General features: G+C 65.1%; 18 protein-coding genes. 11 read left to right on the top strand and 7 right to left on the bottom strand.

Translation table 11 applies throughout. The features are described from left to right. The first annotated feature begins 648 nt into the window (after window positions 1-648). Both IVA96_RS33645 and IVA96_RS33635 read left to right on the top strand, forming a co-directional pair. The gene (locus tag IVA96_RS33645) at window positions 649-1,116 is read left to right on the top strand and encodes a phasin family protein (RefSeq protein ID WP_247421969.1); all 468 of its coding nucleotides are present in this window, start codon (window positions 649-651) and stop codon (window positions 1,114-1,116) included. A gap of 445 nt (window positions 1,117-1,561) precedes the next feature. Continuing rightward, window positions 1,562-1,759, top strand: a complete 198-nt coding sequence (locus IVA96_RS33635; RefSeq protein WP_247278715.1) for a hypothetical protein — start codon at window positions 1,562-1,564, stop codon at window positions 1,757-1,759. 133 nt (window positions 1,760-1,892) lie between these two features. On the opposite strand, the gene IVA96_RS33630 is transcribed toward IVA96_RS33635, so the two are convergent. Together IVA96_RS33630 and IVA96_RS33625 are read right to left on the bottom strand one after the other, a co-directional pair. After that, window positions 1,893-2,588 (bottom strand): Crp/Fnr family transcriptional regulator, encoded by a 696-nt coding sequence (locus IVA96_RS33630; RefSeq protein ID WP_247421964.1) that lies wholly within the window; start codon window positions 2,586-2,588, stop codon window positions 1,893-1,895. Window positions 2,589-3,390: 802 nt separating this feature from the next. Beyond that, window positions 3,391-4,812 (bottom strand): hypothetical protein, encoded by a 1,422-nt coding sequence (locus IVA96_RS33625; RefSeq protein ID WP_247421961.1) that lies wholly within the window; start codon window positions 4,810-4,812, stop codon window positions 3,391-3,393. 75 nt (window positions 4,813-4,887) lie between these two features. Between IVA96_RS33625 and IVA96_RS33620 the strand changes: the two genes are divergently transcribed. Then, the gene (locus IVA96_RS33620; RefSeq protein ID WP_247421958.1) at window positions 4,888-6,084 is read left to right on the top strand and encodes a major facilitator superfamily domain-containing protein 6; all 1,197 of its coding nucleotides are present in this window, start codon (window positions 4,888-4,890) and stop codon (window positions 6,082-6,084) included. Here IVA96_RS33620 and dgcA read toward each other — a convergent pair. Continuing rightward, window positions 6,054-7,049, bottom strand: coding sequence for an N-acetyl-D-Glu racemase DgcA (dgcA, locus tag IVA96_RS33615; RefSeq protein WP_247421955.1), 996 nt, complete (start codon window positions 7,047-7,049; stop codon window positions 6,054-6,056). The two genes, IVA96_RS33620 and dgcA, sit on opposite strands and share 31 nt — an antisense overlap. 134 nt (window positions 7,050-7,183) lie before the next feature. Between dgcA and IVA96_RS33610 the strand changes: the two genes are divergently transcribed. From IVA96_RS33610 to IVA96_RS33600, 3 genes are read left to right on the top strand one after another with little or no spacing between them, the layout of a single operon-like run. Then, on the top strand, window positions 7,184-8,317 hold the full coding sequence (locus IVA96_RS33610) for an ABC transporter permease (protein ID WP_247421952.1): 1,134 nt from the start codon (window positions 7,184-7,186) through the stop codon (window positions 8,315-8,317). 2 nt (window positions 8,318-8,319) lie between these two features. After that, the gene (locus tag IVA96_RS33605; protein WP_247421949.1) at window positions 8,320-9,090 is read left to right on the top strand and encodes an ABC transporter ATP-binding protein; all 771 of its coding nucleotides are present in this window, start codon (window positions 8,320-8,322) and stop codon (window positions 9,088-9,090) included. A gap of 16 nt (window positions 9,091-9,106) precedes the next feature. Then, window positions 9,107-9,976: an MlaD family protein gene (locus IVA96_RS33600; protein ID WP_247421946.1), complete on the top strand. Its 870-nt coding sequence runs from the start codon at window positions 9,107-9,109 to the stop codon at window positions 9,974-9,976. Window positions 9,977-10,248: 272 nt separating this feature from the next. On the opposite strand, the gene IVA96_RS33595 is transcribed toward IVA96_RS33600, so the two are convergent. Then, window positions 10,249-15,957: an apolipoprotein A1/A4/E family protein gene (locus IVA96_RS33595; protein WP_247421943.1), complete on the bottom strand. Its 5,709-nt coding sequence runs from the start codon at window positions 15,955-15,957 to the stop codon at window positions 10,249-10,251. Window positions 15,958-16,355: 398 nt separating this feature from the next. Here IVA96_RS33595 and IVA96_RS33590 point away from each other — a divergent pair, with 398 nt between their 5' ends. Then, window positions 16,356-16,730 (top strand): Hpt domain-containing protein, encoded by a 375-nt coding sequence (locus IVA96_RS33590; protein WP_247421940.1) that lies wholly within the window; start codon window positions 16,356-16,358, stop codon window positions 16,728-16,730. Window positions 16,731-16,899: 169 nt separating this feature from the next. Further along, window positions 16,900-17,220: a 2Fe-2S iron-sulfur cluster-binding protein gene (locus IVA96_RS33585; RefSeq protein ID WP_247278705.1), complete on the top strand. Its 321-nt coding sequence runs from the start codon at window positions 16,900-16,902 to the stop codon at window positions 17,218-17,220. Between the two features lie 17 nt (window positions 17,221-17,237). On the opposite strand, the gene IVA96_RS33580 is transcribed toward IVA96_RS33585, so the two are convergent. After that, complete coding sequence (locus IVA96_RS33580; protein WP_247421937.1) at window positions 17,238-17,705, bottom strand: thioesterase family protein; 468 nt, start codon at window positions 17,703-17,705, stop codon at window positions 17,238-17,240. A gap of 184 nt (window positions 17,706-17,889) precedes the next feature. On the opposite strand from IVA96_RS33580, the gene IVA96_RS33575 reads away from it, so the two are divergent. The 3 genes from IVA96_RS33575 (at window position 17,890) to IVA96_RS33565 (ending at window position 20,282) form a co-directional block, all read left to right on the top strand. Continuing rightward, window positions 17,890-18,918: an NAD(P)/FAD-dependent oxidoreductase gene (locus IVA96_RS33575; RefSeq protein WP_247421934.1), complete on the top strand. Its 1,029-nt coding sequence runs from the start codon at window positions 17,890-17,892 to the stop codon at window positions 18,916-18,918. Window positions 18,919-19,037: 119 nt separating this feature from the next. Beyond that, window positions 19,038-19,634 (top strand): DUF2147 domain-containing protein, encoded by a 597-nt coding sequence (locus IVA96_RS33570; protein WP_247421932.1) that lies wholly within the window; start codon window positions 19,038-19,040, stop codon window positions 19,632-19,634. 291 nt (window positions 19,635-19,925) lie between these two features. After that, the gene (locus tag IVA96_RS33565; protein WP_247421930.1) at window positions 19,926-20,282 is read left to right on the top strand and encodes a hypothetical protein; all 357 of its coding nucleotides are present in this window, start codon (window positions 19,926-19,928) and stop codon (window positions 20,280-20,282) included. 90 nt (window positions 20,283-20,372) lie between these two features. Here IVA96_RS33565 and garD read toward each other — a convergent pair whose 3' ends face one another. Then, complete coding sequence (gene garD / locus IVA96_RS33560; RefSeq protein WP_247421928.1) at window positions 20,373-21,914, bottom strand: galactarate dehydratase; 1,542 nt, start codon at window positions 21,912-21,914, stop codon at window positions 20,373-20,375. Between the two features lie 94 nt (window positions 21,915-22,008). Then, window positions 22,009-23,457, bottom strand: a complete 1,449-nt coding sequence (locus IVA96_RS33555; protein WP_247300152.1) for an aldehyde dehydrogenase family protein — start codon at window positions 23,455-23,457, stop codon at window positions 22,009-22,011. Window positions 23,458-23,493: the final 36 nt, after the last annotated feature.

Here is a 23,493-nt window from a genome sequence, read left to right as displayed (position 1 = left end):
TCCGCAATTCCTTGGCGCGCAGCCCCTCCGCGCGGCGCATGGACTACTGGTCACAGTCGGCTGCGTGTCGATGGCCGCTTGCCTTTGGCGGCGAGAGCAGTTGGACCCGAATCTCAGAGCCGCACCCCGATGGCCTGCGCATAACGACAAGGTCGGCTCGCGCCAAGGCTGGGTCGCGTCGTAGCGAGACGCGTGCTCGAGGGTAGAATGGCGCGCCGCTAGTTCCTTCGCCACGGCGATTTGCATTACGGCGACAGTGCTTCAACTGGACTGGGTCGGAGAGCTGGCCGGTTTTGGCGGCGATAGCATACTCCGAAATGGCGCGGCGCCCCGCCACCGACGCAGGAACGATTCAGAGCGCGCTCGCGCGGAGTGCCTCACACCCCTGACGAGGCTCCCACCGCACAGCACAATTCCTGTAGATATGACGACTGCGTGTCTTGACATCTGAGAGAAAAATTTCACCGAGAGTCGCACATCGAACCGACAGCGTCCGCTTGCTTCGCGCATGATGGCATCTCAGGGCCGGGGTTAAGAGCTCCTTTGAATCTGATCGAACACGGAAGCGGGGACATGTCCTCGCCTCCAGTCCCATGAGGCAAGTCAACCTCTCGGGAAATGATGCCGCTTGAGAACGAGGATGGTGCCGTGAGTGAAAGCGAAGTGAAAGTTGGACTGAACGGGACGAATGGTTACGCAATTCCGTTGTTCGGGTTCCCGAATATCCCGTTGCCTAGCGCGATCGGCGGTTTCGCCGAGCAGGGGGTCGCCAGCGCACAGCAAGGCTGCGAGAAAATCAAGGTCGCGTCGGCGGAGATGGCGGAAGCGCTGTGTGAGACGTATTCGAGCAATGCCAAGGGCGCAACCGACTACGCGGCCAAGCTGATCGAAATGTCGAACGCCAATACGGTGTCCGCGATCGACTTCTTCGCGCAGGCCCTGGGTAGCAAGTCAGTCCCGGATGTTTTCACCTTGTCCGTTGCGCAAGCGCGCAAGACCTTCGACACCGCGTCCGCCCAGAACAAGGAATTGTGGGGGCTTGGGGAGAAGCTTGCGAAAGAAACCGGCGAGCCGATCAAGAAGTACTTCGCCAAGGTCCTGCATCCGCCCAGCTAAAAAGCTCTCGTCCAAGAGTCCTTCAGGAGGGAAACCGGCCCGTCGGAACAAGCCTCGCCACGAACATGCCCCCACATGCTCGACCGATAATGGCCAGGTGCGCGATGCCCCCCAAGTAGCCGCACCAATAAGAGGCGCAATCTGACGGGCCGGCCTTTGTTTCGGAATGCAAGCTGACGTGCAAAGGGAGGTCACATGGGAATGGTCATGATCAAATGCCCGCGAAGCGGCCGCGCTATCCCCACCGGCATCAAGGCCGATCGCGAGAGTTTTTTGCGCAGCATTGTGTTTTTCAGGCGCACCCATTGTCCGATCTGTCAGGCCGATCACGCCTGGTTTGCACAGGAAGGCTGGGTGGATGAGCCGAGCGCTCGCGCAGCGCCTCAGCCGTGGCACACGGCCTGACCGTCCCCACAGCGCGTGGATCGTAATCTGGAGGGACACGATGGCGCGGGCGCAAACAACCAATGCACGCTCCGTCTTCTTGATGCAGGCCAGGGAATTTCTTGACGAAGCACGACGACTGAAGCCGGGCCCCGCGCGCAACGAACTGCGCGAGGTGGCGGCGGTGCTGCGCGAGCTTGCGAAAATCGAGGCGCAATGCAAATCTGCAGGGGACAGTGATCGACCCGAGAGAACGTGATCAGGTTCGACGCACCGTCCTTCTCTCTCCGGCAACTGGCTTTTAGTTCACCAGCGCCCTCCTGACTTCCCCGGAAGGACGAGGAGGGCAATCGTGCAAGGTTGCGGCGTGTCTCGACCCGATTGAAAGCAGCTTACCCTGCGCCGCCGGGTTCGCTGGTCAGGATTCGCCGATCTCGCGAAAGGGCCGTTTCGCGTGATCGGCCCATCCCCATCGAGAACACCTCCTCGATTTCGCGCCGCATGGTGTCGTGGCACTCGCAGGCGGCCGCCGCCAGTCGGGACCGGTCGATTTCGATCTGGCCTCTTCGATCAGAGATGATCGCAGCGGACGCGCGCAGATTGCGCATCAAGAGCGTCACCGTCGTTCGCCGGACACCGAGTATTTGCGACAGCTCCTGCTGGGTGAGCGGAAGGACGTCTTGGTCGACGCAGTCGCGCAACTGAAGCAGCCAACGCGACATGCGGGCTTCGACCGGATGCAGCGCATGGCAGGCCGAGCCGAGCTGAAACTGTATGAGCATCGCTCTAACGTGGCTCTGGATTGCGTGGCGGATCGCAGGGCTCCGGGCAAAAGCGGCGTGAAATCGCGACGCGGAAATCCGAGAGGCGGTGCCCGCCACCCGAACCATGGCGGTAATGGCCGAAGGCGACGGCCCCAGCACCGAAAGACTGCCTACGACCCCGTCACGCCCGATCACTGCGGTTGCGACCGTCCGGCCATCCGCCATGTCGACCATCAGCGAGATGGCGCCGGCATGAGGAAAGAAGACGTAATCGACCTGCTCGCCCGCTTGCGAGAGCACCGCGTTGTGATCGAGGACGACCATCTCCAGCTCGGGCGCCAGCAGATCGAAGTCTGATCGCGGAAGTGTTGCAAGAAGGCGGTTAGCAAATCCGCCGGGAGCCATTACCACAGCGAAGCCGCGGTAACGCTTGCACCGCTTCCTCCATTCGAAGCGGCGCCGAACAGCGATCTCAACATTTGTTTAAGTCTGCTTTCTCTACGCGCACTGATATCCAATTCATTTTCCAGACGCCTTCGCTCTCAACAACAATCTCAACGCTCAACCGCGCAACGCCACGATTTCGATGCAAGTGCACCGCGAGCAGCAATGCAATTGCAAAATGCGCATGGGTAAAACCCTACGGCCAGACGGAATCCCAGAGTTCCACATGCTTCGTTTACTCTTGCGCATTGAGCAATCCCAGTTTCGCTCGACATGGAACAGATCAACTTATCGAATGTGTCTGCGAATTGCTGTCCTACGCCGCAAACGCACTCACGATCTGGATAGTCACAAGCTCAGTGTCCTCGCACCAGGAGATAGCATTGCGCTTCCGCCAAGATGTGCACTGACCTCGCAAGCCGAGAGCGCATCAACAGCCAAACGGTTTGTCGCGGAGCTACCTACGCTTCGGCGGATGTGGACGCGTTGATTGCGGCTTGTTCCAAGTACGGCCGTGGCAGCCTGAGGCGACGCTTGCGCGCAATCGGCAGACGACATCGTACAAAATCGCGAAGTTGGCGCCCATGTAGCAGCGGGGAACGTGGCTTCTGGGTCCCGGCTCTGCGCATCAACACAAAGGGCGTTGCTGCTAATCCGGGACACGGGAGTGGGGTGCTGAGGTTTACGAGAAGAACGCGATCTTCTCGGCCTGGGTCATGCGGCGGATGGGCGCGAGCGGGTCGTTCGCCGGCGCGCGGGGCTTCTGCAAGATGCCGCTGGCGAGGATGGTGGCGCCGAGCGAGGGCTCCGGCAAGGACGCGGACAGGGGCGAGGGCATCGGCAGCGGCGCGGTTGGCGCTGCCGCGAATGTTGCCGTGGCCGCCATGGCCGGGGCCTGCTGCTCCATCACTTCGGCGGCAGCTTCCGCGATGGCGTCGGTGAGGCGCGCGAGCGAGTCCATCGCGATCGGCGCGTCCGCGGGCTCTTCCTCGACCGCTGCGACGACCGGCTCTGGCGCGATCGGCTCCGGCAAGTCCGCCGCAACGGGAGCTGCGACCTCGGCAGCTGCCGGCTCCGGAGCGACCGCTTCATTCTCCACCGGCTCGATGATCTCGTCGAAGTCGGAATCGGGCGCCGCCATCTCCAGCGCGATGGCCTCGAGGATGGCTTCGTCCTCGGCTTCCGCGGCGGCATCGAGCGAGAACGCCTCGGTTGCTTCCGTCAAGGCGGCCGGTTCAGTGGCCGGCTCTTCGAACGAGGCGCCTTCAAGCTTGGCATCATCAGGCACGACATGGTCGAGCGCAGCGTTTTCGGGAGCGATCTGGCTTTCGGCAACGATCTCCGGCGCGACTGCGGCGTCCATGGCCCGCTCGGCAACGGCAGACGTCTCAGTGACGCCAGTTGCTTCGACCTCAGGAGTGGCTGCGATGTCCTGCGGCGCCTCCGTAGAAGCCACGGGGGCTTCGCTGGCCATCGCGCCAGGTGCGACCTCGGCAGGCGGCACGTCAGCAGACGACGGCGCCTCCTGCCTCGGAGCCGGCTCGTAAGGCGCCGCTTGCGGCGTTGCGCCGCCGTCGAGCTGCTCGACCCGATCCCTCAGCAGATCGAAGGCAGCCTGGAGCTCGACGCGGGGGTCGATGGTCGAAATCTGTCCGCAGGCCGCCTCGATCGAGGCGAGCTGCGAATCAATGAGGTCGCAGATTCGCCCGTCGGCGCCGATCTCGCGCCAGCGCCAGGAGATCTCCTTGATGATACGCACCCCGCGCGGGATCGGCGCGAGGCTCGCCTCGATCGCGGCGGGATCGAACGCCGCGATCGCAATCGTCTCGGCCTCGCGGATGGCGCGGCGGATATCGACCAGCGCCTCGGGCAGGCGGTCCTCGACGACGGGTTGTCGCTGTGCCGCAAGGGTTTCTTCGATCTTCGCAACCGCATCGAGCACCATGCGGGTGTCGGCATTGCGGTTGCGCTTGGCATATTCGCCGAGGAACCAGCGGCCGCGCGCGGTCTCCATGAAGGCTTCGCGGATCGCGTCGTAATCCTGCTCGTTCGGCTCGGCCGCGCGGGCAGACATGGGCGAAAGGGCGAATGCTTCGTTGGCCATGACAATCTCGTCGCGCAAATCACCGCGCGTTACTGTAACGATCACCACGATATCGACCGAATCGCAATTGGTTTGATGGCAGGCGAATCACAAATCCCCATCGCGGAAGCCAAGAAGCGGCGTTTCGCCGTGAGCCTCGCCCTGTTCTATTCGGCCGTCTTCGCGGTCTCGGGCACGCATCTGCCGTTCTTCCCGGTATGGCTGAAGGCGATCGGCGTCGACGCGGCCTGGATCGGCCTCATCAACGCGCTGCCGGCGATCACGCGCTTCACCACGCTGCCGCAAGTGACCGCCTTTGCCGAAAAGCGGCAGGCTATTCGCGCCGCCATGATGGTGTCGGTGCTGGCGACGGCGATCGGCTTTACCGCGGTCGGCTTGCAGCAGCAGCCGCTGGCCCTGTTCCTCATCTATGCGCTGACCTGCATGATGTGGACGCCGACGATGCCGCTGACCGATGCCTACGCGCTGCACGGTGTCGCGCGTTACGGGCTCGATTACGGGCCGTTGCGGCTGTGGGGCTCGGCGGCGTTCGCCGGAGGCTCGCTCGCCTGCGGCTATCTCGTCGACAGCATCGCGCCACGTGATCTGATCTGGGTCATCGTGGCATGGGCCGTCGTTGCGGTTCTCGCCAGCTTGCTGCTTCAGCCGCTCGACGAGGTCAGGCGCAGGACCGCCGAGACGCATGCCGGCAAGGCCTTGCTGCGCGATGGCGGCTTTTGGGCGATCATCGCCTCGGCGGCGCTGATCCAGGGCAGCCACGTCGCTTATTACACCTTCTCGGCCATCAATTGGCAGCTCCAGGGCCTCGGCGGGTTGACGATCGCGGCCCTGTGGACGCTGGGTGTGATCGCGGAGATCGTCGTGTTCGCCCTTTCGCCGCGCGTCTCGCTGCATCCGTCCACGATGATGGCAATCGGGGGGCTCAGCGCCGTGGTGCGCTGGATCGTCACCGCCAACGAGCCGCCGCTGGCGCTGCTCGCGATCGTGCAACTCGGCCACGGTCTCACCTTCGGCATGACCATCATCGGCACCATGAATCTCCTGGTGCAGCGCGTGCCGGCGCACCAGATTGCGCGGGGACAGGGCTACTACGCCGCGTGCAACGGTCTATTGGGCGCAACGACCTCGATCGCGTCAGGCGCGATCTACGCCCGCATCGGCGACGGCCTGTATTACGTCATGGCCGCGATGGCCGCTGCCGGTGCGCTGGTGATCTGGTCGGCGCGGCACCGGCTCAAGTCTCATCCCCAGAGCGAAGCGTCCGGCGGGTAAACCAGGCTGTCGTCATAACGCAGGCCGTGATCGCGATCGCGCGCCAGCAGCAGCGGGCCGTCGAGATCGACGAAGCGCGCCTGCGGCGTCACCAGCATCGCAGGCGCCATCGACAGCGAGGTCGCGACCATGCAGCCGATCATGATCTCGAAGCCGAGCGACCGCGCAGCATCGGCCATGGCCAGCGCTTCGGTGAGGCCGCCGGTCTTATCGAGCTTGATGTTCACGGCGTCGTAGCGCGCGCGCAGGGGCTCGAGCGACGAGCGGTCGTGCACGCTCTCGTCGGCGCAGACCGCGACCGGACGCTTGATCCGTGCCAGCGCCTCGTCCTTGCCAGCGGGCAGCGGCTGCTCCACGAGCGTGACGCCGACGTCGGCGCAGGCGGCAAGATTGTGCTCCAGATTGGCGTCGTTCCAGGCCTCGTTGGCGTCGACGATCAGCTCGGATTCGGGTGCGGCCTTGCGCACCGCCGCGATCCGCGCCGGATCGTCTTCGCCGCCCAGCTTGATCTTGAGCAGCGGCCGGTGTGCGGCCTTGGCGGTCGCCGCGGCCATGCTCTCGGGCGTGCCGAGGGAGATGGTGTAGGCGGTCGTCCGCTCGCCGGGCTCCGGGCGGCCCAGCAGGTTCCAGGCGCGCAGGCCGGCCGCCTTGGCCTCGAGGTCAATCAGGGCGCAATCCAGCGCGTTACGAGCCGCTCCAGGCGGCATTGCCGCCTGGAGGGCCTGCCGCGTCAGCCCGCCCGCCACGGCCTGCTGCATGGCCTGAATGGCGCCGAGCGCCGCTTCCGGAGTCTCGCCGTAGCGGGGGTAGGGCACGCACTCGCCGCGGCCGGTCAGCCCGTCCTGGCTGACCTCCGCCACGACGGTCACGGCCTCGGTCTTGGCCCCCCGGCTAATGGTAAAGCTGCCGGCAATCGGAAAGCGCTCGATTCGTGCCGCCAGGGAGACAAGTTTGCTGGAAGTCATTTTGAACCCTGGCGAAATCTGAACCTGCTGGTTACCTCTAGCAACTAATAGTGGCCAGTTGGGGATACCTTCTCTAGGTAAGGGCGCGTGCGCAACCTTCTGTTTTCCTCCGTCCCGGCAGGGGAGCGGACATCTTGAGCGGCGATCCGAAGCTGGAACGGGTTGCCAAGGGCAATGCGCTTGCACTCTGCGCCACCGGGACCTGGACCGCGAGCTTCGCGCCGGTCCTGGAGCGGATGGTGGCCGATGCCGAGCAGCTCGCCGGCAGCCCCCAAAGCATTTTCATCGACGTCTCCGAAGTCGCCAAGCTCGACACGTTCGGTGCCTGGCTGATCGAGCGGCTGCGCCGCAGCCTGACGAAAGGACCTGTCGAGGCCCAGATCGCGGGGCTCTCCGCCAATTATTCGAGCCTGGTGGACGAGGTGCGGCGGGTCAGGGCGACGCCCGTGGTCGACGGCAGCACGATCACCATCATCGGCATGCTGGAGCAGATCGGCCGGGCGGTCGCCGGCGTGGCCGGTACGATGGCCGGCCTCGTCGACATGCTCGGCGCGGTGCTCGCGGCGGGCTTTCGCGTCCTGATCCACCCGCGCTCGTTCCGCCTGACCTCGACCGTGCACCATATGGAGCAGGTCTGCTGGCGCGCGGTGCCGATCATCGTGCTGATCACTTTCCTGATCGGCTGCATCATCGCCCAACAAGGCATCTTCCATTTCCGAAGGTTCGGCGCCGATATCTTCGTCGTCGACATGCTCGGCGTGCTGGTGTTGCGCGAAATCGGCGTGCTGCTGGTCGCGATCATGGTCGCCGGCCGCTCGGGCAGCGCCTACACTGCCGAACTCGGCTCGATGAAGATGCGCGAGGAGATCGACGCGCTGCGCACCATGGGGTTCGACCCGATCGAAGTGCTGGTGCTGCCGCGCATGATGGCACTCGTGATTGCGCTGCCGATCCTCGCTTTCCTCGGCGCGATGGCCGCGCTCTATGGCGGCGGGCTCGTCGCCTGGCTTTATGGCGTTGTCCAGCCGGAGGCCTTCTTGTTGCGGCTGCGCGACGCCATTTCGATCGATCATTTCATCGTCGGTATCGTCAAGGCACCCGTGATGGCTGCGGTGATCGGCATCGTCGCCTGCGTCGAAGGGCTCGCGGTGCAGGGCAGCGCGGAATCGCTTGGACAGCACACGACCGCGTCGGTGGTGAAGGGCATCTTCTTCGTCATCGTCATGGACGGCATCTTCGCCATCTTCTTCGCCTCGATCGGGATGTGACGATGGCAGGCGAAATTCAAAATCCCATTATCCGCGTCCGCGACGTCACCGTGCAGTTCGGCGCAACGCGCGTGCTCGACGGCCTCAACCTCGACGTCAAGCGCGGCGAGATCCTGGGCTTCGTCGGTCCCTCGGGCGCCGGCAAATCGGTGCTGACGCGCACCATCATCGGCCTCGTGCCGAAGGTCGCAGGCTCGATCGAGGTGTTCGGCGTCGACCTCGATTCCTCCAGCACGTCGCAGCGGCGAAATGTCGAGCGGCGGTGGGGCGTGCTGTTTCAGCAGGGCGCGCTGTTCTCCTCGCTCACGGTGCGGCAGAACATCCAGTTTCCGATGCGCGAATATTTGCGCGTGTCGCAGCGGCTGATGGACGAGATCACCATGGCCAAGCTGACCATGGTCGGTCTCAAGCCGGAAGTTGCCGAGCGCTTCCCGTCCGAGCTCTCCGGCGGCATGATCAAGCGCGTGGCGCTCGCCCGTGCGCTGTCCCTGGATCCGGATCTCGTCTTCCTGGACGAGCCGACCTCGGGCCTCGATCCGATCGGCGCCGGCGATTTCGACGAGCTGGTCAGGACGCTCCAGCGCACTTTGGGGCTGACAGTTTTCATGGTAACGCACGACCTCGATAGCCTTTACACAGCATGTGACCGCATCGCCGTTTTAGGGAACGGTAAGATCATTGCAGCAGGGTCGATCGCCGACATGCAGGCCTCGCAGCATCCCTGGCTGAGACAATATTTCCATGGCAAGCGCGCCCGCGCGGTGATGGGCTGAGGTGCCGGAGTAGCTGATGGAAACGCGCGCAAATTACGTGCTGATCGGGTCGTTCACGCTGGCGGTGATCGCCGCTGCGTTCGGCTTCGTGCTGTGGTTTCAGTCGCTGCACACCACCAAGCAGCGCAGCCCCCTGCGCGTCGTGTTCGAGGGCCCCGCGGCGGGGTTGCGCAACGGCGGCAGCGTCAATTTCAACGGAATTCGGGTGGGTGAGGTGGTCTCGGTGAAGCTGGACAACCCGCGGCGGGTCGTCGCACTCGCCATGATCGAGAACAACGCCCCGATCCGCAAGGACACCCTGGTCGGGCTCGAATTCCAGGGCCTCACCGGCGTCGCCGCAATCTCGCTCAAGGGCGGCGACGAGGCCGCGGCCCCGCCGCCGCTCGACCAGGACGGCATCCCGACGCTGACGGCGGATCCCAACAAGCTCCAGGACGTCACCGAGGCGATCCGCGGCACGCTCCAGAACATCAACAAGATCGTCGCCGACAATCAGGAATCGGTGAAGAACTCGCTGAAGAATTTGGAGACCTTCACCAACTCGCTCGCTCGCAACTCCGAGAAGATCGATGGCGTGATGGCCAAGGTCGACGGCGTGATGCTCAAGGCCGACAATCTCATGCTCGGCCTCAACACGCTGGCCGGCGGCAAGGACGGCGGCGAGCTGTTCCAGGCGGTGAAGTCGATCCGCGAACTGGCCGAGGATTTCGATAAGCGCTCCGGCGCGCTGATGAGCGATGGCCGCCGCACTCTCGGCGACATCAGTCGCGCCGTGAACAATTTCGACCGCAACCCGACCCGCGTCCTGTTCGGCGCCAGCAACTCATCGCAACCCGCCCCGCCGCCCGAGCCGCCAAAGCCGGCGGCGAGCGAGCGCAGACGATAGTTGGCGAGGTGTTCGCGTGTCGCTCACCATCGTATTGTGAGCGCCAGGTCTCGTGTCCCGGACGCGCTGCAACGCCCTTAGCGTTGCTGCGCAGAGCCAGGACCCAGAAGGCAACACGGTGTGATGTGCGACATTGGCCCCGGCTCTGCAGCGCACCGCCGAAGGGGCGCTGCGCTGCGTCCGGGGCACGACAGCGAGGATGCCGCCCAAAACCAAAACGGAGGCCGTGAGGCCTCCGTTTTCATCCGCTAATCGGTAACGCTACGAGCCGCTCACCCGAGCCGTCCCGCCGCGTGGGCCAGCAGCGTGTAGACCAGCCCCGTCTCCGAGGTCAGGTGGCTGCGCAGCTCCTGCGGGCCGCGGCCGTCGCGGGCGACTTCGTCGAGCAGGCGCTCGAACTCCGCGATGTAGCGGTCGACCGTGCCCTTGAAGTTGCGGTCGGCGCGATACTTGCGGGCGACCTCGTCGAAGGCCTTCTGGCCGGCGGGCGTGTAGAGGCGCTTGGTGAAGGCCTTGTTCTCGCCGCGCTGGTAGCGGTCCCACATCTCGGCGGCGAGGTTGCGGTCCATCAGCCGGCCGATGTCGAGCGACAACGATTCCAGCGGATTGCCACCACCTTGCAGCGCCTGCGGCTGCGGAGCGGGTGCCGCGCGGCCGCGGGGAGCCTCACGGCCGGCCGAGGCGGCAGGACCCGTGTCGGCGCGGTTGAGCAGGTCCGACAGCCAGCCGTCGCGGCCCTGGTCGTTGCCGGCAGGCGCGACCGACGGCGCTTCGGTGCGGCGCGCAGCCGGCATGCCGAGATCCGGCGGCGGCAGCGTCGAGGCGCTGCCGGTGTCGCGCATGCGGGTCTCGGTGGCGCGGCCTGCGACTGCGGCCAGCACCGCCGGCTCTTCCTGGCGCTGCACGCTGCCGCGGCTCGTCGTGGTGACGTCGAGGCCGCGGCCATGCTGGGCTACGATGCGGTTGAGCTCGGCGAGCGCCTCGATCTGGTCGACGATCACCTTGCGCATTTGCGCGGTGCTTTCGGCAGCCTCCTGCGGCATCTCGAGCACGCCGCGGCGCAGCTCGTTACGGGTGGATTCGAGCTCGTTGTGCATCTCGAGCGCCATCTGCTTCATGCTTGCGACCAGATTGCTGAAGCGCTCGGTCGACTGCTTGAACATCGCATCCGCCTCGTCGGTGGTCTGGCGGTAGATGTCGTGCATGGCTTCGATGGTCTGGCGGTGCTCCTCTTCGGACGCCGCGCGCACCGCCTCGAACTGGCGGGTGATTGCGGCAGAGCCTGCGCCGGCGGTCTCGGCGACGACGCGGGCGATGTCGCGGGCACGCTCTTCGGCTGCGGCCAGCGATTCATCGAGCAGGCCGGTGAAGCGCGACAGGCGCTGGTCGAGATCGGCCGTACGCAGGTCGATTGTGGTGACGAGCGATTCCAGCGCCTGCTTGCGCTCGGCGAGCGAGGCGGTGGTGTTCTTGTTACTCTGCTCGACGACCTGCGCGGCCTCGACAAGCGCCTTGCCATGCTTGTCGAATTGGGTCGACAGCTCGCCGAGGTCCTGGAGCGCCTTCGTGGTCTTGCTGTTGAAGACGTTGAGCTGGTCTTCCAGGTTCTGCGTCGCGGCGCCGTTGCGCGAGGTGACGTCGTTCATCGCCGAGACGAAGTCGGCGACGCGCGTCACCAGCGCCCGCTCGAGCGAGTTGAGGTTGTCGTGCGCACCGGTCAGCACCTCCTGAAGCAGGATGTTGCCTTCGCGCAGCCGCTCGAACAGCGCCACCGTGTCGGTGCGTAGGATCTTGCTGGTCTCCTGCATCTCGGTCACGGCCGCGATCGAGACCTGGCGCGACTGGTCGATCGCCGAGCGCGAGGCCTGCTCGAGGTCCTTGAGCGACTTGCCGACCGCGCCGGTGGCGATCTCGCTCGCCGTATTGATGGCGCGGGCGACTTCCGAGCCGTTGCCCATCATAGTCTGCGAGAATGCCTGGCCGCGCGTCTCGATCGACTTCAGCGCGTCGGAGGTGACGCGGTCAATGTCGAGCGTGAGCTGGTTGGTCTGGGAGCCGATCGCGTCGACCAGGGCGCCGCGCTTGGCGTCGATCATGTTCGACAGACGGTCGGCCTGCTGCTGCACATAGGTGACGATCTCGTCGGTCTTACCGGTCATGGCCTGGCCGAAGCTGCTGCTGGCGGCGAGCACCGAGCGCTCGACGTCGGCCGAACTCGACTTGACCCGCGAGCTGGCCTCGTTAGAGGCGGATATCAGCGCGTTCTGGGCGCTAAGCGCGCTGGTCTGGATGTCGTTGGTCGCGTTCGCGGCGGCTGCGCTCAGTGTACGCTCGATCTCGGTCGAGATCGTGCGGATCTGGCTCGCGGCATCCGCCGAGGTCGAGGTCAGCGAGGTCTGCGCCTCACGCGCGCTGTTGAGGATCGTCGAGGCGGTGTCGGCGCCGACCGCGGTCAGCGTGCGCTCGATATCCGTGGTCAGCGACTTGATCTGGCTCGCCGCGTCGGTCGAGGCGGAGATCAGCGTGCCCTGGGCCTCGCGGATACCGCTGGTGAGCGCTTCGATGGTGGCGCCGCCGGCGGTTGCCAGCGCGCGCTGCATCTCGGCCGCGAGCGAACGCACCTGGCTGGTCTGCTCGGCCGAGACCGTGAGCAGGGTGCTCTGGGCGTCGCGGGCGCTGGTGGTGATCGTCTCGGCGGTCGACTGGCCGACCTGCGAGAGCGAACGATGCACTTCGGCCGCGAGCGACTTGACCTGGCTCGCCGCATCCGAGGACGCCGTGACCAGCGTGCTCTGGGCCTCGCGGGCGCCGCTCATGATGGTCTCGGCGGTCGAGGTGCCCGCCATCGAGAGCGAGCGCTGCACATCGGAAGACAGCGCCTTGATCTGGTTGGCGGTCTCGGTCGAAGCCGCGATCAGCGCGCCCTGCGCATCGCGGGCGCCGGCGACGATCGACTCCGCTGTGGTGGTGCCGGCCAGCGACAGCGAACGCTGCACGTCGGCGGTGAGCGTCTTGACATGGTTGGCCGCATCCGAAGAGGCGGTGACGAGCGTGGTCTGCACCTCGCGGGCGCCGGCCAGGATCGAGGCCGCGGTCGCCGAGCCCGCTGCGGACAACGTGCGTTCGACGTCGGCCGCGAGCCCCTTGATCTGGTTGGAGGCATCGCCCGATGCGGCGACCAGGGTCGACTGCGCCTCGCGGGCGCTGGTCAGGATCGAGTTCGCAGCACCGGTGCCGACGGCGGTCAGCGCGCGCTCGACCTCGGACGAGGTCATCTTGAGCTGGGCGTTGACGTCGGAGGAGACCGTCAGCAGCGACTGCTGAGCGGTGCGCGCGCCGGTCTGGATGGTCTCGCTGGTGTTGACGACGAGGTTGGTGAGCGAGCGTTCGGCGTCCTCGACGTGCGAGCGGATCGCGGTCGAGATCATCTCGGCGCGGGACATCATGTCCTCGCTGGCCTGGCGTCCGCTGCTCTCGATGCGGCCGGCGACCGCCTCGACGCGCGAGCCGAGCAGGTCCTCGAACTGCGCCACGCGCACGTCGATGTCGCTCGCGACCGAGCCGACCTTGGTCTCGATGGCGTGGTGGATCTCCTGGAAGCGCGCCGTGACCGTGTCGGACAGATGCGCGGTGCGGCCGTCGATGACCTCGGTGACGCCGGTGATGCGGCGGTCGACGGCCTCGATCGCCTGCGCGGTGCCGTCCGTGAGGGTCGAGGTCAGCAGCGTGAGGCGCGTGTCGATCGACTGCACGGCCTGCGAGGCGCCGTTCGTCACCGCGGAGGTCAGGTAAGTGAGGCGGGAGTCGATGGATTCGAGCGCCTGCGACGCGCCGCCCGTCAGCGTCGTCGTGAGATGCGTTAGCCTCGTGTCGATCAACTGGATGGTCTGCGATGCGCCGTCGGTCAGAGAGGTGGTGAGGTGGTTAAGGCGCGCGTCAATGGTTTCGATGGCCTCCGATGCGCCGCCGGTCAGCGACGTCGTGAGGTAGGTGAGGCGGGTATCGATTGACTGGATCGCCTGCGCGGCGCCCTCGCTCAGCGACGTTGCCAGCGTATTGATGCGTCCGTCGATGGTTTCGGTCATGGACCTGGCGCGGGTGTCGAACGACTGTTCGAGCGCGGCGACGCGGCCGACGAGCTGCTGGTCGAAGGTCCTGATGTGGCCTTCGATCGTGCCGTCGAGGCTGGCGATCTTGCCGTCGAGCGAGGCGTCGAGGTTGCTGACGCGTTCCCCGACCGTGGTCTCGAATTGCACCAGCCGCTGGTCAAGCACGGCCGTGATCTGGCCGCCGTTAGACGTGAAGCGGGTGTCGAAATTGTCGACATAGGTCTTCAACGTCTCGGCGATGTCCTGCGTGCGCTGGCCCATGCGCTCGACGATCTCTCCGCCGAAGGTCTTCACGGTGCGGTCGAACTCGGAGATGTGGCGCGTGATCAGCGCGCCGAGCGTGCCGGAGTCGCGGGCGAACTTCTCGACCAGCTCGGTGCCCTGGTTCCTGACGAGCTCGTCGAAGGCGCTCATCTGGAGCGACAGCGAGTCGTGCGCAGTCTCGGTCTGGCTGACGACCTTGGCGACCAGGCTGTTGACGGTGGCGTCCAGCGCCTCGCTCGCCTTGTCGCCGCTCGTCATGATCTGGCCGGCGAGCCGGTTGCCGGCGTCGTCGATCTTGGCAGAGATGTCGTTGGAACGCAGCTCGAGCTCGAGCAGCAGCGAGTCCGACGAATTCTTCAGGGAATCATGCACCTGCTCGGTGCGCGCGGAGATGCCGTCGACGATCGCGGCGGAGCGCTGCTCGAACTCGCCGGTGATACGGTCGATGCGCTCGTTCAGCATCTCGTGGACGCGGTCGGCGAGATCGACGAATTCGTCGTGGACGTGGCCGGTCTTGAAGTTGAGGCTGGTGGTCAGCCGCTCGCTGGCGTCGAGCACGGCGCGCGTGGTCTCGTTGCTGGCCTCCTCGAGGCGATCGAGCAGGTCGCCGCCGCGCTCACCGAGCGCCAGGATCATGTTGTCGCCGGCATTGCTCAGCGCCTGGGTGATGTGGGCGCCGCGCTCTTCCAGCGCGCCGGTGATGGACTTGGCGACCTCGTCGACGCGCGAGGCGATCGCGTCCGAGATCAGTGCGATGTCGTGGCGCAGGTCGATCTGCACCCCGGAGATGGCGCTGCGGACCTGCTCGGCCTGGCCGACCAGGTTGTCGCGCTGATGCGCGATGTCCTGGAGCAGGGCGCGGATGCGCACCTCGTTGTCGGAATAGGCCCGCTCGAGCGCCGCGACCTCGTTGGCGACCAGCGTCTCAAGCTCGCCGGCGCGCGCAATGGCGCGCTCGATGCCGTCGCCCATCGCTGCGACCTCACGGCGGATGGCCTGGCCGACGGTGACCATGGAATCGGAGGCCGAGCCTTCCGGCTCGGAGAAGCGGATCGCGACCTGCGCCATCGCCTGCGCGATCATGCGCATTTCCTGGCCGCGCCAAACGAGGCTCGCCAGGAAGTAGAACAGCATGATCGGCGCGAAGAACATCGCGATCAGGCCGGCAATGACGAGCACGCCACCGCTCTGGCCCATGGCGGCCTGGATCGAGGGCAGGAAGCCGAATGTCAGCGCGGCGCAGGCGGCGAGCCAGACGCCGGCGAAGATGGTGGCGAAGGTGTAGACGCTGCGGGCAGGGCGGCCCCTCTGAAGCGCCTGGAGCAACTGGCCGATGGTCTCACGGTCGTCATTGGCTGCGCGGCGCGAGGTGCGCGGCTCCTCGATCGGGTCGAACGCGGTTGCTCGTTCGTTGGCGGCGGGGCGCGGCTCGAAGCTCGGCTCGTCGAAGACCGGAGGCGCGGGCGGCCCCACCGGAGGCACCGTCTCGTTGCGCATCGCCGCGTTGCGGCTGGTATCCGCAGCGGTGTCACTGATGTTCAGGGCTTCCTGGATCGCAGAAAGCGCAACTTCTGTGGGGTCTTTGGCCTTTTTCGGAGTGTTCGCCATGTTCAGTCCGAGCCCTCGTTACTTGTACGCGTCCCCCCGCGAGCCCTGCGCGATACGCAAGCCCACAGACCGGATCATGCCGCTTGCGCGGATCTCCGAGCCGTCCCCACCCGGACGGCTTGTCCGCCAATTTCTGCAACATCCTATTGGCAGAGCGTCGCGAATGAAATGGCTGCGATTAAGACAATGTTAATCATCGTTAACAGGATCGCGCCGTAACGCCTTAGCACTAAATGCAATTCTCCACCGAACTCGGCCGATTGCGGCAACTTTTCGTCAACAAATCGGCGGAATTGCGTAAAACGGCCCAAACATTTCGTTAACCATTTTCATGCTTGGGTAGGAGGAACCTGACCGCCGGACCGGCGGGACGATCGCGCGCTGCCGGGGCCCTGGTCATGACGCCTGAACTGCAACGGATGGACTGGATGCCCTCGCCCCCGCTTGCACCCATCGACAGTCCGCTCGACCTCGATCACCTCGCCCGCATGACGCTCGGCGATGCCGAGCTGGAACGGGAAGTGCTGGCGATGTTTGCCGAGCAGGCAGTCCGCCTGGTTGCGGCGATGACGGCGCTGCCGGCCGAGGCCGGTGCACTGGCCCACAAGCTCAAGGGCTCGGCACGCGGGATCGGCGCCTTTGCCGTGGCCGATGCCGCAGGCAGCCTGGAGACCGCGATCCGGACCGGTCATGGTCGGCCCCACGCCCTTGCCGTCTTGAAAGAGGCGGTAACCGAGGCTCGCGCCGCCATCGAGGCGATGCTGAAGCCTTAAGGCGCGGACTGTCAGAACCGGGTTCTACTCTTTTGTTTTGACGCGTGTTCTTCCCGCGAAGCGGGATTCACCTCGCGCCGAAAACGCTATGGCGCCGGGCTGACCGACCCGTTATAGGACAGGCCGGGACCCCTCCTTCATTCCAAGCACCGCGGCAGCACGAGCACACATGGCCAAGATTCACTTTGTCGACCACAAGGGCGAAACCCGCACGGTGGAAATCGAGAACGGCGCAACCGTGATGGAAGCCGCCATCCGCAACAGCATTCCCGGCATCGAGGCCGAATGCGGCGGCGCTTGTGCCTGCGCGACCTGCCATGTCTATGTCGACGAAGCCTGGCGCGAGAAGGTCGGCAACCCGACGCCGATGGAAGAGGACATGCTCGACTTCGGCTTCGACGTGCGCCCGAACTCGCGCCTGTCCTGCCAGATCAAGGTCTCCGATGAGCTCGACGGGCTCGTCGTCGCGACGCCGGAACGCCAGGCCTGATCCACTCGATTAGGTAACTATGTCCTCGGCGGCGCGACCTCGATGCCGCGCTTGTGCCAGGGTCTCAGCTTTGCGATCACTTCCGCTGTGAGCGGCGTCGGCCGCCGCGACGCTTCGTCGATCATCACGCCGACCGAATTCGCCGACGCGATGCACTTTCCTTGCGAGAATACGACTTGCTCGAAGGTCACCGACGTTCGTCCGAGCTTCACCACGCCAAGGCCCAGCTCGATCGTGTTCGGCCAGTGCAGCTCGGCGCGGAAATGGATGTCGAGCCGCACCATGATCCAGGCAAGCCCCGGCGGCGTCAGCCCATATTCCGGGAGCTTCATCAGCGTGACACGGCCGGTCTCGAAATAGGTGGCGTAGACGGCGTTGTTGACGTGCTGGTTGGGATCGAGATCGCCGAAGCGCACGTTGTCGCTGAGGCGATATGGGTAGTCTTCCAGGCGGGGCGTCGTATCGAGGTGGCTTGGTGCGTTCACCGATTGATCTCCGTCATATCCTTGCTCGTTACAGCCCAGTTAGTTTGACCCGGCAAGAGGGTGCGGCTGCGGGGCGCTGCCGCTTTTATGCCTTCCCTGATCCATCCCCGTTGGCTAGACAGGCAGGGTCACCCTCGGCCCAAGGGGCGCCGTCCAACCGATAACGACCGATAAAAGAGACGACATGAGCGACGTGATCAAAACCGATGTGCTGATTATTGGCGCCGGCCCGTGCGGTCTGTTCGCCGCCTTCGAGCTTGGCCTTCTCGACATGAAGGCGCATTTCGTCGACATTCTGGACAAGGTCGGCGGCCAATGCGCCGAGCTCTATCCGGAAAAGCCGATTTACGACATTCCCGGCATTCCCCAGGTCTCGGGCCAGGGGCTGACCGAGGCGCTGATGCAGCAGATCAAGCCGTTCCATCCGACCTTCCATCTCGGCGAGATGGTCGAGACCGTGGAGAAGATCGGCGATCCTGCATTCCGCTGCACCACCGATGCCGGCAAGGTGTTCGAATGCAAGGTGGTGGTGATCGCGGCCGGCGGCGGCTCGTTCCAGCCCAAGCGCCCGCCGGTCCCGGGGATCGAGGCCTATGAAGGCACTTCAGTGCACTACGCCGTGCGCAAGATGGAGACGTTTCGTGACAAGAGCGTGCTGATCGTCGGCGGCGGCGATTCCGCGCTGGACTGGACACTCAATCTGCATCCACTTGCCAAGCGCATCACGCTGCTGCACCGGCGCGATGAGTTTCGCGCCGCGCCCCACAGCGTCGAGCAGATGCGCGCGCTGGTCGCAGGGGGCAAGATGGATCTGCGGCTCGGCCAGGTCACGGCGCTCTCCGGCATTGATGGCAAGCTCTCCGGTGCCACCATCAAGGGCAACGACAACACCATGACTGAAATTGCCTGCGACACCATGCTGCCCTTCTTCGGCCTGACCATGAAGCTCGGCCCGGTCGCGAACTGGGGCATTGCGCTGGAGAACAATCTGGTGCCGGTCGAGACATCGGCGTTCGAGACCAACGTATCAGGCATCTTCGCAATCGGCGACATCAACACCTATCCCGGCAAGATCAAGCTGATCCTGTGCGGCTTCCATGAGGGCGCGCTGATGTCGCAAAAAGCCCATCGCTACGTCTATCCGGAGAAGCGGCTGGTGTTCCAGTACACGACCTCGTCCTCCAGTCTGCAAAAGAAGCTCGGGGTCAACTGAGCGGTTGGGGCCGGAAGGCCATGCCCCATATTTCTGGTGCTGGAGCCGTTCGCGAAATCGCCGTAGTCTGTGGCCATCCAGTCCTGGCTAGCAAGTGATTGGCATAGCAAGGTGATCTAATGCAGAATCTTCTTTCCAGCTCTCGGCTGCTCCCCTTCCTCGCGCTCGCGTTGTCGCTTCTTGCGGTGACACCGTCTGCGGCACAGACCGCCGAGCCTACGGCGGCGGGGCTCTGGCAGAAGATCGAAGACGGCAAGACGGTCGGATGGTTTCTCTTCATTGACCGCAACGGCGTCTTCGAAGGCGTGATCGCGAAGACCTTCCCGCGGCCCGGCGACGATCCGAACGAGGTCTGCTCCAAGTGCACGGACGACCGCAAGAACGCGCCGGTGCTCGGCATCTCCTTCGTCCGCAACATGAAGCGCGAAGGCTTGAAGTACGAAGGCGGCAACGTGCTCAATCCGCGCGACGGCCAGATTTGGAAGGCCAACATGAAGATCAGTCCAGACGGCCAGACCCTGACGCTGCGCGGCTATCTTGGCATCGCGCTGCTCGGCAAGGACGAGACCTGGACGCGGCTGCCGGATGCCAACATCGCGCAGATCGATCCTGCCATCGTGGCAAAATATCTCCCTGCGCAGGCCGCCGCCGCGAAGCCGGCGGCCCCTGCGGCGAAGAAGGGCGGCGCGATGATGGCGCCGGCGCCCAAGCAGTAAGGGCGCTTCACGCTGGGTATCATCCCAGCTGCTTTCCCATTCACTGGCGTCGTCGGCCCGCCACCGGGTCTCGCCTTCGGCGAGCCCGATGATGGTGCGTATCCGCCGCAAGGCGTCGATCCTTCCGCCCTCCGCCAGTAGTTCCCCGGAATGCGTGCTGGCGCTGGAATTGCATAGCCTCCGCAAAGCTGTTGGGGGTGAGTCGCTGTCCTTCACGCCTTTCGCCGAGCCGCGGACGGCGGACGGCGGGCGTTGTCCCTCGCGGCGATGATTTCGATCCGCGGAGACGACATGAGATCTGCAATATCGCGTGCGGCCCCGCTGCTGGGTCTGATGACGCTGCTGGCCGCATCGGCGCTGGCGCGCGACGACGGGCGCTACGCCAACTCGCCGCTAAAACCGTGGTTCGAAAGCCTGCACAGCGAGTTCGGACAATGCTGCACCGACGCTGACGGCTACGTCATCGCCGACGTCGATTGGGAGTCCGATCGCGGCCACTACCGCGTGCGCATCGACAACGAATGGGTCGTGGTGCCCGACGGCGCGGTGATCACCGTGCCGAACAAGATCGGCCGCACCATGGTGTGGAAGCACTATATCGACGGCCATCCGCGCGTGCGCTGCTTCATGCCGGGCAGCATGACGTGAACGCGGTAAGTCTTCGATGTGTAGCGGCGGTAAAAGGAAGACGAAACGCTTCAGGGTTCAGTTTCAAGATCGTTTCGTGGATCGCTTTCTTCAGGTCACCGGCGCCGGATTGAACAGCGTGAGATCGTTGTGGATGCCCCAACGATCCGACCACGGTTTTGTCCGGCCGCTGGCGACATCGAGGATCAGGCGGAACAGGTCCCAGCCGGTTTCCTCGATGGTTTTCTCGCCGGTGGCGATGCGGCCGGCATCGAAGTCGATCAGGTCCTTCCAGCGCCGCGCGAGTTCGCTGCGGGTTGCGACCTTGATGACGGGGGCGGCCGCAAGGCCGTAGGGCGTGCCGCGGCCGGTGGTGAACACCTGCAGCGTCATGCCGGAGGCGAGCTGGAGCGTGCCGCAGATGAAGTCGGAGGCGGGGGTAGCCGCGAATAGCATGCCTTTCTGAGTCGCCTTCTCGCCGGGCGAAAGCACGCCGGTGATGGCGGACGACCCGGACTTGACGATCGAGCCCAGCGACTTCTCGACGATATTGGCAAGGCCGCCCTTCTTGTTGCCAGGCGTGGTGTTGGCGCTGCGATCGGCGCCGCCGCGGGCAAGATAAGAATCGTACCAGGCCATCTCGCGCACCAGCGCGCGGCCGACGTCCTCGTTGATGGCGCGTCGCGTGAGCAGCTGGATGGCGTCGCGCACTTCGGTGACTTCCGAGAACATCACGGTGGCACCGGCACGCACCAACAGGTCCGCGGCGAAGCCGACGGCGGGATTGGCGGTGACGCCGGAGAACGCGTCGCTGCCGCCGCATTGCAGGCCGATCACGAGGTCGGAGGCCGGGCAGGTCTCGCGCTTGCGGGTGTTGAGCACCTTCAGCCGTGCCTCGGCCTGGGTCATGATCGCATCGACGATCGCGCCAAAGCCGTCGAAGGCCTCGTCCTGCATGCGCACGATCGCATCGCTGACGCCTTCCGGCACCAGCCGCTCCGGCGCGAGCTTCTCGCAGCCAAGCCCGACGACCAGAATCTCGCCGCCGAAATTCGGATTGAGCGCGATGTTCTGCAGCGTGCGGATCGGCACCACCGCGTCGGGCGCGGTGATGGCGACGCCACAGCCATAGGCGTGGGTGAGGGGGACGACGTCGTCGACGTTCGGGTACTTCGGCAACAGCTCGGCGCGGATGCGTTTCACCGCGTATTCCATCGTGCCCTTGACGCATTGCACGGAGGAGGAGATGCCGAGGATGTTCTTGGTGCCGACCGAGCCGTCGGGATTGCGAAAGCCCTCAAAGGTGAAACCTTCGAGCGGCGGCAACGGCGCGGGCACGGCGGTCGAAATTTCGAGCTTGTCGAGGGCAGGGGCTTCCGGCATGCGAATGCGGGCCTCATCCACCCATTCGCCGGCCAGGATCGGCGACAGGGCGTAGCCGATCACCTCGCCGTAGCGGATGATCGGTGCGTCCAGTGCGATGTCGACCAGCGCGGTCTTGTGCCCCTGCGGCACGAAAGCGCGCAGCGTCAGCCCGCAGGCAAAGCGGGAGCCGGCGGGAAGCCCAAAATCATTGACGACGATCGCAACATTGTCGCGCTCGTTGAGCTTGATGTAGCGGGGTTGCTCTTTCGCTGCGACTGACTGGTCCATACGCTTTCCTAAAGAACGGGAGAAGCCGTGCTTTCGCTCACCTCTCCCCGCAGGGAGAGGTGGGCACCTACGCTTGCGACGCAATCCCGGCCTATCAGCCAGGGAAGGTATAAGCCGTCTTCACCGTGGTGTAGAACTCGCGCGCGTACGAGCCCTGCTCGCGGGCGCCGTAGCTCGAGCCCTTCCGCCCGCCGAACGGCACGTGATAGTCGACGCCGGCGGTCGGCAGATTGACCATCACCATCCCGGACTCGCTGTTGCGCTTGTAGTGCGAGGCGTATTTCAGGCTGGTGGTGCAGATGCCCGAAGCGAGGCCGAACTCGGTGTCGTTGGAGATCGCCAGCGCCTCTTCGTAGTTCTTGGCGCGGATCACGGCGGCGACGGGTCCGAAGATTTCCTCGCGCGCGATGCGCATATTGTTGTTGGCTTCAGTGAACAGCGCCGGCTGGAGGTAGTGGCCGGGCGTCTCGCGCTTGAGCAGCTCGCCGCCCCACGCAAGCTTGGCGCCCTCGTCCTGGCCGATCTTGATGTAGCGCAGGTCCTGATCGAGTTGGCTCTGGTCGACGACGGGGCCGATATGCACGCCGGCCTTGAGCGCGTCGTCCACCGACAGGCCCTTCAGGCGCTCGGCCATCGCGGCGACGAAGCGGTCGTGGATGCCTTCGGTGACGATCAGACGGGAGGAAGCGGTGCAGCGCTGGCCGGTCGAGAAATAGGCGCCGTTGACGGCGACCTCGACGGCAGTCTTGAGGTCGGCATCGTCGAGCACGACCAGCGGGTTCTTGCCGCCCATCTCGAGCTGGAACTTCTTCATTGGATTCGACAGCACGCAGGCCTGCGCGATCTTGCGGCCGGTCTGAACCGAACCGGTGAAGGAAATCGCGGCGACGTCCGGGTGTTCGAGCAGGGTCTGGCCGACCACGGAGCCGGAGCCGACGACAAGGTTGAACACGCCCGCGGGAATGCCGGAGCGGGTGATGATCTCGGACAGCGCGTGCGCCGAGCCCGGCACCAGCTCGGCCGGCTTGAACACCACCGTGTTGCCGTAGCAGAGCGCGGGCGCGATCTTCCAGGCGGGGATCGCTATCGGGAAATTCCAGGGCGTGATCATGCCGACGACGCCCATCGGCTCGCGGGTGAGCTCGACGTCGAGGCCGGGACGCACGGAGGCGCCCTTCTCGCCGATCAGGCGCAGCGCTTCGCCGGCGAAGAACGCAAAAATCTGGCCGGCGCGGGCGACTTCGCCGATGCCTTCCGGCAGCGTCTTGCCTTCCTCGCGCGCGAGCAGGCGGCCGAGCTCTTCCTTGCGGGCCAGGATTTCCAGAGAGATCTTGTTCAGCGCGTCATAGCGCTCCTGCGGGGTCGAACGCGCCCAGGCGGGAAAGGCGGCCTTGGCGGCGGCGATCGCCTTTTCGGTCTGCGCCTTGTCGGCCTTGGCATATTCGCCGACGAGGTCATTGGTGTTGGAGGGGTTGATATTCCTGGTGACGCCGGAGCCATCGACCCATTCGCCGCCGATGAAGTTCTTCAGGATCGCAGTCATGTATTCCTCCAAGTCATTTAGCGGCATGATCCCTCT

The organism is Bradyrhizobium sp. 159 (assembly GCF_023073795.1).
Taxonomy (GTDB): Bacteria; Pseudomonadota; Alphaproteobacteria; order Rhizobiales; family Xanthobacteraceae; genus Bradyrhizobium.
Note: the sequence above shows the minus strand (reverse complement) of the source record. Positions and strands in the feature narration are given on the sequence as shown.

Coding starts and splice junctions, on each gene's coding strand:
- IVA96_RS33635 (WP_247278715.1), top strand. CDS start 1,562: ATGGCGCGGGCGCAAACAACCAATGCACGCTCCGTCTTCTTGATGCAG.
- IVA96_RS33630 (WP_247421964.1), bottom strand. CDS start 2,588: ATGGTCGTCCTCGATCACAACGCGGTGCTCTCGCAAGCGGGCGAGCAG.
- IVA96_RS33625 (WP_247421961.1), bottom strand. CDS start 4,812: ATGGCCAACGAAGCATTCGCCCTTTCGCCCATGTCTGCCCGCGCGGCC.
- IVA96_RS33620 (WP_247421958.1), top strand. CDS start 4,888: ATGGCAGGCGAATCACAAATCCCCATCGCGGAAGCCAAGAAGCGGCGT.
- dgcA (WP_247421955.1), bottom strand. CDS start 7,049: ATGACTTCCAGCAAACTTGTCTCCCTGGCGGCACGAATCGAGCGCTTT.
- IVA96_RS33605 (WP_247421949.1), top strand. CDS start 8,320: ATGGCAGGCGAAATTCAAAATCCCATTATCCGCGTCCGCGACGTCACC.
- IVA96_RS33600 (WP_247421946.1), top strand. CDS start 9,107: ATGGAAACGCGCGCAAATTACGTGCTGATCGGGTCGTTCACGCTGGCG.
- IVA96_RS33595 (WP_247421943.1), bottom strand. CDS start 15,957: ATGGCGAACACTCCGAAAAAGGCCAAAGACCCCACAGAAGTTGCGCTT.
- IVA96_RS33590 (WP_247421940.1), top strand. CDS start 16,356: ATGACGCCTGAACTGCAACGGATGGACTGGATGCCCTCGCCCCCGCTT.
- IVA96_RS33585 (WP_247278705.1), top strand. CDS start 16,900: ATGGCCAAGATTCACTTTGTCGACCACAAGGGCGAAACCCGCACGGTG.
- IVA96_RS33575 (WP_247421934.1), top strand. CDS start 17,890: ATGAGCGACGTGATCAAAACCGATGTGCTGATTATTGGCGCCGGCCCG.
- IVA96_RS33570 (WP_247421932.1), top strand. CDS start 19,038: ATGCAGAATCTTCTTTCCAGCTCTCGGCTGCTCCCCTTCCTCGCGCTC.
- IVA96_RS33565 (WP_247421930.1), top strand. CDS start 19,926: ATGAGATCTGCAATATCGCGTGCGGCCCCGCTGCTGGGTCTGATGACG.
- garD (WP_247421928.1), bottom strand. CDS start 21,914: ATGGACCAGTCAGTCGCAGCGAAAGAGCAACCCCGCTACATCAAGCTC.
- IVA96_RS33555 (WP_247300152.1), bottom strand. CDS start 23,457: ATGACTGCGATCCTGAAGAACTTCATCGGCGGCGAATGGGTCGATGGC.